General features: G+C 61.7%; 9 protein-coding genes. 4 read left to right on the top strand and 5 right to left on the bottom strand.

Annotation, left to right across the window (positions count from 1 at the left end):
* From DBR23_RS12515 to DBR23_RS12505, 3 genes are all read left to right on the top strand, one after another.
* Nucleotides 1-937, top strand: a 937-nt coding sequence (locus tag DBR23_RS12515) for a glycosyltransferase family 2 protein (RefSeq protein ID WP_108498462.1), incomplete at its 5' end; no start/stop codon positions are given.
* Nucleotides 938-966: 29 nt separating this feature from the next.
* The gene (locus DBR23_RS12510; RefSeq protein ID WP_233250429.1) at nt 967-2,844 is read left to right on the top strand and encodes a hypothetical protein; all 1,878 of its coding nucleotides are present in this window, start codon (nt 967-969) and stop codon (nt 2,842-2,844) included.
* 2 nt (nt 2,845-2,846) lie between these two features.
* Nucleotides 2,847-3,629 carry an HAD-IIB family hydrolase gene (locus tag DBR23_RS12505; RefSeq protein WP_108498459.1) on the top strand — a complete coding sequence of 261 codons (783 nt, stop codon included), beginning with the start codon at nt 2,847-2,849 and terminating at the stop codon, nt 3,627-3,629.
* A gap of 190 nt (nt 3,630-3,819) precedes the next feature.
* Here DBR23_RS12505 and DBR23_RS12500 read toward each other — a convergent pair whose 3' ends face one another.
* The 5 genes from DBR23_RS12500 to DBR23_RS12480 form a co-directional block, all read right to left on the bottom strand.
* Entirely contained in the window at nt 3,820-5,061 is a 1,242-nt protein-coding gene (locus DBR23_RS12500; RefSeq protein WP_108498458.1) for an ROK family transcriptional regulator, read from the bottom strand.
* A gap of 13 nt (nt 5,062-5,074) precedes the next feature.
* The gene (locus DBR23_RS12495; RefSeq protein WP_108498457.1) at nt 5,075-5,527 is read right to left on the bottom strand and encodes an RbsD/FucU family protein; all 453 of its coding nucleotides are present in this window, start codon (nt 5,525-5,527) and stop codon (nt 5,075-5,077) included.
* A 9-nt stretch (nt 5,528-5,536) separates the two neighbouring features.
* Entirely contained in the window at nt 5,537-6,343 is an 807-nt protein-coding gene (locus DBR23_RS12490) for an ATP-binding cassette domain-containing protein (protein WP_055393072.1), read from the bottom strand.
* Nucleotides 6,344-6,345: 2 nt separating this feature from the next.
* A complete protein-coding gene (locus DBR23_RS12485) occupies nt 6,346-7,305 on the bottom strand; it encodes an ABC transporter permease (RefSeq protein ID WP_055393070.1) in 960 nt (319 codons plus the stop codon).
* 165 nt (nt 7,306-7,470) lie between these two features.
* Nucleotides 7,471-8,484 (bottom strand): sugar ABC transporter substrate-binding protein, encoded by a 1,014-nt coding sequence (locus DBR23_RS12480; protein ID WP_015015733.1) that lies wholly within the window; start codon nt 8,482-8,484, stop codon nt 7,471-7,473.
* Between the two features lie 136 nt (nt 8,485-8,620).
* Here DBR23_RS12480 and DBR23_RS30610 point away from each other — a divergent pair.
* The coding region (locus DBR23_RS30610; RefSeq protein ID WP_108498460.1) for a PfkB family carbohydrate kinase at nt 8,621-9,483 on the top strand (863 nt) is incomplete at its 3' end.

Raw genomic sequence — 9,483 nt, 5'->3', positions numbered from 1 at the left:
GGGCGTGATTGCCGATATAGGACCTGAAGTCGAAAGAATTTATGCGGTCGACGACGCCTGTCCGGAGGGTAGCGGCCGCTTCGTCGAACAACACAACCATGATCCACGCGTACGCGTGCTCTATAACCCCGAAAACCGAGGCGTGGGAGGGGCGGTCGTGACGGGATATAAAGCCGCCATGTCGGAAGGCATCGATATCGTTGTCAAAATTGATGGCGATGGACAAATGGACCCGCGATTGCTCCCCTTGTTCGTAAGGCCTTTGCAACGAGGCCAAGCGGATTACTCCAAGGGGAATCGTTTCTACCGCCCAGAGTCAGTTCAAGGGATGCCTCCAATAAGGCTGTTCGGAAACGCTGTGCTGTCATTCCTCACCAAGCTTAGTTGCGGGTACTGGAACGTCATGGATCCCACCAATGGCTATACGGCCGTCCGTACTTGCGTTTTGGCAGAACTACCCTTGGACAAACTTGAGCGCCGCTACTTTTTTGAGACGGACATGCTCTTTCGATTGAATACTGTCCGAGCGGTTGTCAAGGACGTGCCAATGGATTCCGTCTATGCCGAGGAAGAATCTAATCTAAAGATAAGTAAAGTACTTCCCGAGTTTCTGAGCAAACATTTGTCCAGACTTTGGAGGCGATATTTCTACAACTATTTGATTCGAGACTTCAACATTGGGACTCTCTACAGTCTTTTCGGATCCCTTCTCCTTGTTTCTGGAACCGTGTTCGGAGCCGTTCACTGGCTCAACAGTACGCACTCCAGTTATCCAGCTACTAGTGGGACCGTTATGCTGGCCGCCCTACCGATACTTATCGGCATTCAATTTCTTATTGCTTTCTTGCACTATGACGTCAGCAATGTGCCGACCGAACCAGTAAGTCAAGCCCTAGAAGGCTCAGCACAAGACGCCCTCGGCTCCACATCTCCTTAGCGACCTAACGTCCAGGCTCAGCAAATCCCATGTTTTTTTTTCGTGAATTCCGAGCAGGCGTATACCGGTATTACACCTGTAAACGTTCCGTCATTCTTCTGATCGCAGCCCTTTCAGGCTTTACAGCAGTCGCTGAGTCTGCGGGCCAGGAGCTAACAAAGGAGCCGCTCGTCATCGCACCGATTGTGGAGGGCATCCATCTGTGTGACGAAGCCGCGTCGAACAAAAGCATCACATCACTTGCCGATGCCTACGCGTTGTGCCGTAAATCGAAACTGGACGGGGCGAGTGCCGTCAATCGCCTGCTAAACACATTGGAGCCGGGTGGCCCAAAAGGGGCCGTTCAGGTCGGCTACACAGCCACGCTGCAATTGCTCGCGTTGTATCAGAAGACGCCGCGTGGCTGGGAGATCGATCCGACCCGAGTAGATGACTTTCTAAGCATCTTGCGCAAAGTTCAGCGTCCCGTTGTTGTGTACCTTGCTGCCGACCATTTTGACTCTCTCGGCCCTATTTCCGAAGAGCTGAGCAAGGATCCGCAGAACATGCTGCAACTACGCGATGGCAAGCCTCTGGAGCTAAATTACTTTGGCTACCAAATCATGCCTTACACGTTGTCTACTAACCCTGCAATCCCCGTAAATCATTACCGATTCCAAGCGCTCGGCTACGTAGCCAAGAAAATCAAAGCGCTACCGAAGTCCGTGCAGAACCGAGTAGTAGCCTATACGCTGGCGGGGGAACTGCATCAGATGTTTCCCGATTTCGAAAACGGAATGGGTGCTTATCAAGGCATTCAAGTCACAGACTACAGTCCATCATCCATCATTGACTTTCGCAAGTGGCTCGTGGCGAAGTACAAAAGCGTAGATAGTTTGAACGCCACTATAGGGTCGACTTACGCAAAATTCGAGGATGTACCCGCCCCTTCGAAAGACATACGCAAAGAAAAACTAGGCAGCTTTGGAGAACACTACGATGCATTCGCAGATGGCACACTGCCTATCGCGGGGTGGCTTTGGGATCCTTTGAAAAAAATCCAGCAGTTGGAGTTGCACGTCGATAGCGAATACGTCGGCCCGATAGCCTACGGATTCAACAGATTGGATGTGTACCGAGCAGAAGCGTCCATCACCACACCGAGCACGGGTTTCCGATATGACCTCGACTTCACCCGTATCAAACCCGGGAGACACATAGCTCAGGTCATCGCGAAATCGCAAGGCATTCCGTACCAAGTAGCAGAGGTCGAATTTGTAGTGGTCGCTCGTGACCAAGCAGCGCCACCGTCTGCAAAGCCCAAAAAGATTGCCTCACTCAAGGCTGCCGTTACCTTATCGGGTGTTCGTTCGTGGCTGGATCAGCCGAGACCACTTCAGGATGTGTACTACAACCCATTGGCGCGTGAGTGGAACCTGTTCAGGGAATTTCAGGTTTTTCAGTTCTTGAAATATTTCCGCGAGCAGGCTCTAAAGGCAGGACTGCCAGCCAGCAAGTTGTTCTCACACCAAATCGTGCCGAACGTCAACTCTTCCTGGAATCCGCAGCTATTTGCAGTGGGCAAAACGCTGGAAGGAACCGCTCCGTGGAACCATGGGTTGAACATGTACGGCGGAGCGACCGACAGTGCGTGGCTGCGCGACTTCATGGCGCAGCATGGAATCAGGGGTTATGGCGTGCCTGAATTCAACCCGCAGCAATGGAAACGCGAGGGCGTACACCTCGCTGCCATGCAATCCCATTTGAAAGCAGGGGCGCGCTTTATCAGCCCATACTACTTTTCCGTGGTTCCTGCGCGCTTCAAAGGACCGGAACAAGGGGTCAATCGCATGGAACTCAGGCCAGACAATACGGCAGACGGCTCTGACCGCTTCTATAGAGCCATCATTGAGTTCGCGGCACAGTAGCAATGCAACCACTTTCCTCATGGCCTAAACACTCCGGCATAGTTGGCGTTCTCACAGACATCGACGATACGCTGACAACGGAAGGCGCCATAACAGAAGAGGCCTTGAGAGCTCTCCATGACCTCTCGAACCATGATCTCCGTGTCATCCCCATCACAGGCCGCCCCGTCGGTTGGAGTGAGCCTTTCGCATTGGCATGGCCCGTGGACGCCATCGTGGCGGAGAACGGTGCCGTTGCACTGGTCCAACGACCCGAGGGCGCTCTTGAGAAGCTCCACCAGCAAGATGCGACTACTCGCACAGTCAACTTCGCCCGTATGCAAGAAGTGCTGAAGCAGATCGAACGTCGAGTCCCAGGTGCGTCTCGCGCCACCGACTCTGGAGGCCGCGAGTGCGATATCGCCATCGACCACAGCGAGTTCACCCAAATGCCGCAGACTGACATCAACCGTTGCGTAGCGTTGATGCAAGCGGCTGGAATGAACGCCACAGTGAGCAGCATTCACATCAACGGCTGGTACGGCACGCACAACAAGCTGGAAGGGGCACGATGGATCGTGCGCGAGCTGTTCGGGCGTGACCTTGATGCAGAGATCGACCGGTGGGTCTACGTGGGCGACTCTACAAACGACCAGCTCATGTTCGAGCATTTTCCGCACAGCGTGGGCGTGGCCAATATCGCGCGGTTTGCCCCGCAGCTCACACATCTGCCACGTTATGTGACGCAGGGCGAACGGGGCGCGGGGTTTGCCGAAGTGGCGCGGGCGATCCTGGCGGGGCGCTGACTGTCAGCGAAGCAAGCGCAGCAGGCAACAGGGCGCAGTCGCCACAGCCCCTGGCTGATCGACGCAACGGGGCCAACGCCCCCGTGACGGGACAGTACACACAAGACCGCCAGAAAGCAGTTTTGACGGAAAACGCCTGCTTGCGCCAGTGGAATATACCGTGATAGCTATTATTTCAATAGCACGGCCATCAAGCCTTGAGGAAGATATCGGTATCCGGCGCAAAACACGCATGCAGCGGCAGCAGCGCTCCGCCCAGCGCACGGGCGTCCGAGCCCATGGTGCCCAGCTCCAGCCGGGGCGGCTGGTGCAGGCCTTCCCAGTTGTAGTCGGCCAACGCGTGGCGAGCGCCCTCGCACAAGGCCTGCAGCAGCTCGGGGGCTGCGGCGCCATCGACCACCACGGCATCCAGGTCCAAAAACGCCGTGGCCGAGACGATGCAGTGCGCCAGGCCGGCCGCAGCGCGGGCAATCCAGCCCCGGCTGTGTTCCAGCCACGGGGCCTGCAGCACACGTTTGTCGTAGGCGGCCATGGGGTCGAGGCCGTGTTCGCGAAAGCGCTGCTCCAGCTCCCACAGCGAGGCCTGGCTGATGAGCTGCGCGGGCGCCTGGCCCGGCTGGGCGGGTGACAGCGGCAGCGAAGCCACCGCACCTGCGTTGCCATGCAGACCGCGATGCAGGTGCGAGTTGATGACCAGCCCGCCACCCACAAAGGTGTCCATGAAGAGGTACAAAAAACTCGGGATGTCGCGCCCGCGCCCCTGCAGCAGCTCGGCCACGCAGGCGGCGGAGGTGTCCTTGGCAAAGGACACGGGCAGCTCGGTCATCTGCTGCACCTGCTCGGCCAAGTCGATGTTGTTCCAGGCTTCGGACTGGGCCTCGGTGAGCCCCAGCATGCGGTGCCAGCCGCCGAGCTGGAACGGCGCGGCCACGCCCACGCCCACCACGCGCGAGCGCAGCGGGCCCAAGCCGTCGAGCAGCTGGTTCAGGTGAATGCGGATGGCGGGCAGCAGCACGTCGATGTCAGGAAAGGCGTAGTCGAGCACGATGCGCTCGCGCACATGGCCGGTGAAATCCACCAGCAGCCAGTCGGCACTGCGGCGGCCGATCTTGATGCCGATGGCAAAGGCGCCGTCGGGGTTGAGACCAATGGGCACCGAAGGCTGGCCCACACGGCCGCGCACCGGGGCTTCGCGGCGCAGCAACTGGTCTTCGTCCAGCCGGGCGGTGATGAGGCCGATGGTCTGCGCCGTGAGGCCCGTGACCCGCGCCATCTCGGCCTTGGCCAGACTGCCATGGGTGCGCAGCGCCTGCAGCACAACGCGCTCGTTGAACTGGCGCAGCCCCACATGGTTGGAGCCGCGCTGGCGCAGCAGCGCGGGGCTGGCGGCAGCGTTGTCAACGGCGGGTAGGGATGCGTCGGTGTCCAGCATGGTGATGAAACGATCAGGCGTTCAGAGTGTCGCCGATGACGCCCTTGCGCAGCAGGAAGTTGCCCCAGGGCTGCAGCTCGCCAGTGACGACGATGGCATAGGCCTTTTTGACGCGCTCGTAGAACGCAAAACGCTCCACGCCTTCGGCCTGCGCGCTGGCCACGCCCTCGCGCGCCAGTACGGCCATGGTTTCGCGCTGCAGGGCCGATCGGTACGGCACCTCGGTGCCGCCCACCTGCATGTAAGCCACGGGGTGCGGCACGTCTTGCGCCAATGGCAGCACGCTGGCCACGGCCTGCACGGCGCGTGCCATGCCAATGCCGGGCAGGCGCAGCACGGGCTTGCCGATGCCCAGGCTCATGGCGGTGAAGTTGGCGTCGGCCAGCACGATGGCGTCATCATGGCCCATCTCGGCCAGCACCTTGAGCAGGTCGGGGGTCAGCAGGGGATCAATGTTCTTCAGCATGGGGGCGTTTCAGGCAAGGCATTCAGCGGGCAGGTCAGACGCGGCCATGGCCCCTGTCATCACAGCCACGGTGTCGCTCATGCTGATCTTCTTGGGGTTGACGACGGCGGCGCGCTTGCCCAGACGGGCGATGTGGATGCGGTCGGCAATCTCGAACACATGGGGCATGTTGTGGCTGATGAGGATGACGGGCAGGCCCTTGTCGCGCACGCGGCGGATCAGCTCCAGCACCATGTTGCCCTCCTTCACGCCGAGGGCGGCGGTGGGCTCGTCCATGATGACGACATGGCGCGCAAACGCTGCCGCGCGGGCCACGGCCACGCACTGGCGCTGGCCGCCCGAGAGTGTCTCCACCGCCTGTGTCATGGAGCGGATGCCGACCTTCAGTTCGGCCATGCGGGCCACGCTTTCTTCGAGCATCTTTTTCTTGTCGAGCATGCGCAGAGCGCTGCCCAGCAGTCCAGGGCGGCGCAGTTCGCGGCCGAGGAACAGGTTTTCGGCAATGGTCATGGCCGGGGCCACAGCCAGGTCCTGGTACACGGTTTCGATGCCCGCGCGGCGTGCGTCGATGGGGCTCTTGAACTGGATGCGCTGGCCGTCGAGCAGGATCTCGCCTTCGTCGGGCACGGTGGCGCCCGACAGCGCCTTGATGAGGCTCGACTTGCCCGCGCCGTTGTCGCCGATCACGGCCAGGATTTCACCGGCGCGCAGTTCAAAGTCGGCACCATCGAGCGCAGTGACCTGCCCATAGCGCTTGACCAGGCCCTTGGCCTGCATGACCAGCGGGGCGTTCGTGGTGTGTGGGGAGGTGGTCATGATCAACGCACTCCTTTGCGCGAGAGTTGGTCGGTGGCCACGGCCAGGATCACGAGGATGCCGGTGACGAGGATCTGGTACACCGACGACACGCCCATGAGCGTGAGCCCATTGCGGAACACGCCCACAATCAGCGCCCCCACCAGCGTGCCCAAAATCATGCCGCGCCCGCCAAACAGGCTGGTGCCGCCCAGCACCACGGCGCTGATGGCATCGAGGTTTTCGGTCTGGCCCGCGTTCGGGTCGCCCGCACCGGTGCGGGCCACCGACAGCACCGACGCGATGCCGTAGAACAGGCCCGCCAGCACATACACGCCCAGCAGCACCTTGTCGGTGGCAATGCCGGTAAGGCGCGTGGCTTCGGGGCTGTTGCCCACGGCGTACACGTGGCGGCCCGGCGCGGTTTCGCGCAGCGCAAACCAGGTGACGAGGTACAGCACCAGCATGAGCACCGCGCCCCAGACGATGGCGGTCTGCCCCAGCTGGAAGGTGTTGCCCAGTGCGGTCATGCCAGCGGGGATGTCGGTGATGGTCTGCGCGCCCGAGTACAGCTGCGTGGCGGCAAACGCGATGTTGAGCGTGCCCAGCGTGACGATGAAGGGCGGCAGCTTGATCTTGGTGACCAGCAGGCCGTTGATCAGGCCGAACAGCATGGTCACCGCCATGCCGCAGGCAATCGCCACGGGGGCCGAAAGGCCGTAGTCCGCCGCCATCTTGGTCATCACAATGCCGCCCAGCGCCATGACCATGCCACACGATAAATCGATGCCCGCCGTGAGGATCACCAGCGTCTGGCCAATGGCGATCACGGCCACGACCATGACCTGCTGCAGGATGAGCGCGAAGTTCTGCGCCGACAGAAAACGCTCGCTCTGCGTGGCAAAGAAGGCGCACGCCAGGATCAGCGCGATGAACGGCCCCAGCGTGGCCAGCGGCGGTAGTTTGGAAGCGGTCGAGGACATGGCGGCTCCGTGCGAGTGGACAAAGGTGGCGCTCAGAAAGCAGTTGACGGTTGGGAGCCGATCGCAAAACTCAGCGAAGCGGTTCTGGCTAGGCGCTGCGTCGCAGGCAGTACGGTAGTACGACAAGACGCAGCAACGACGCCAGAAGAGTTTTGAGAACGGCTCTTACTTGGCGCCCCAGCACAGGTCCGTGCCAGTCTTCACGTCCTTGCTGTCCACGCCCGCCATGGGCTTGGCAGCGATCAGCGTCACACCGGTGTCGGTGTAGCCACTGACCTTCTTGCCGGTCTTGGCGTATTCCACGCCGGCCGCCACACCCATGGCGGCCATGCGCAGCGGGTACTGCTGGCTGGTGGCGGCGATCACGCCCTTGCCCACGTCGGCAATGCCTGCGCAGCCGCCGTCCACCGAGACGATGAGCACGTTCTTCTCCTTGCCTGCGGCCTTGAGCGCGTTGTAGGCACCGGCTGCGGCGGGCTCGTTGATGGTGTAGACGATGTTGATGTCAGGGTTCTTCTGCAGGCAGTTTTCCATGCCGGTCTGGCCCTTGGCGCGGTCACCAAAGCTGTCGGCCATACAGACCACTTCGGCGGGGCGCGACAACTCATTGCTCTTGGCATCGTTGGCCTGCAGACCAAAGCCCTTCAGGAAGCCGTTGTGCCGCTGTGCGCCCACCGGGTGGCCGGGAAACAGGTCCAGCGTGGCAATCACGGGCTTCTTGCCTGCAGCGGCGGCCTTGGCGTACTGGCCGATCAGCTCGCCCGCCTTGTAGTTGTCGGTGGCAAACAGCGCGTCGGTCGCATCCATGGGCTCGGTGGGACTGTCGAGCGCAATCACCATCACGCCGCGCGCCTGCGCCTTCTTGATCGCGGGCACGATGGCCTTGGCGTCGCTGGGGGTGATGAGGATGGTCTTGGCACCGGCGGCGATCAGGTTCTCCATGGCCGTGACCTGGCCCGCGTTGTCGCCATCGGTCTTGCCTGCGGCCGACACCAGCTTGGCACCCAGCTTCTTGGCCTCTGCCGTGGCGCCCTCTTTCATCTTCACGAAGAAGGGGTTGGTCTCGGTCTTGGTGATGAGGCCGATGACGGGTTCGGATGCTTGTGCCTGGGCCAGGCCACAGGCCAGGGCGCCGGTGAGGGCAAGGGCAGAAAGCGCGAAGGCGGGGGTGCGTTGCATGGCGTTGTCTCCGGGTTGTGGGATGGCAGATTCCTGTCGGCCCCGTGCTGCGCGGCTGGCAGGTGAACCACTCTTGTCGGGTGGATGGGATCGAACTATAGTGGCCGATAAGTTAATAAATCAAGTGGATTTACTTATGGTTTTCCCTATCCAGTCCGCCAGTTCTGCCCCCGCCCACACCGCACCGCGGCTGCGCGTGGCCACGGCGGGCGAGGCCTTGTTTGACCTGATCGAAGAGCCCGATGGCCGCCTGAAACCCTGCGCGGGCGGCGCGGTGTACAACCTCACGCGCGCGCTGGGTTTGCAAGGGGTGGGCACGCTGTACCTCAACCCGCTGTCGGGCGACCTGCTGGGCCGCCAACTGGCCCACGGCTTGCTGGAGGCGGGTGTGACCTTGGCCGCCCCCACGCCGGTGCGTGCGCCCAGCGCGCTGGCGCTGGCCGCACTGGATGCCGAGGGCAAGGCCAGCTACAGCTTCTACCGCGACGGCGTGGCCGACCGCCAGGTGACGGCCGCCGCGCTGACGGCTGCTTGCGCCGCATTGCCTGAGCTGCAAGTGGTGGCCACGGGCTGCCTGGCGCTGGTGGCACAAGATGCCGCCATCTACCAGCCCTGGCTGGCAGCGCAGCGCGCAGCAGGCCGCATGGTGGTGGTCGATGCCAACCTGCGCCTGTCGGCCGTGGACGATGCGGAGGCCTACCGCGCCAACGTGATGAGCGCCCTGCAGCACGCCCACCTCATCAAGGTGAGCGACGATGACCTGGACGCGCTGGCTGTTCCGGGTGCCAACGCATTGGAGCGCGCCAACTGTTTGCAGCAGCAAACACAGGCCCAATGGCTCGCCCTGACTCTGGGGCCGGAAGGTGCCTGGCTGCTGCAGCGCGACGGCTTGGCCGTGCATGCGCGCGAGGAGGCTCCGATCACGGTAGTGGACACGGTGGGCGCGGGCGACTGTTTTCTGGCGGGTTTGATCACCGCCTGGCTGGCAGGGCCTGAGCG

This window comes from Acidovorax sp. HMWF018 (assembly GCF_003061035.1).
GTDB classification, from domain to species: Bacteria; Pseudomonadota; Gammaproteobacteria; order Burkholderiales; family Burkholderiaceae_C; genus Acidovorax; species Acidovorax delafieldii.
Note: the sequence above shows the minus strand (reverse complement) of the source record. Positions and strands in the feature narration are given on the sequence as shown.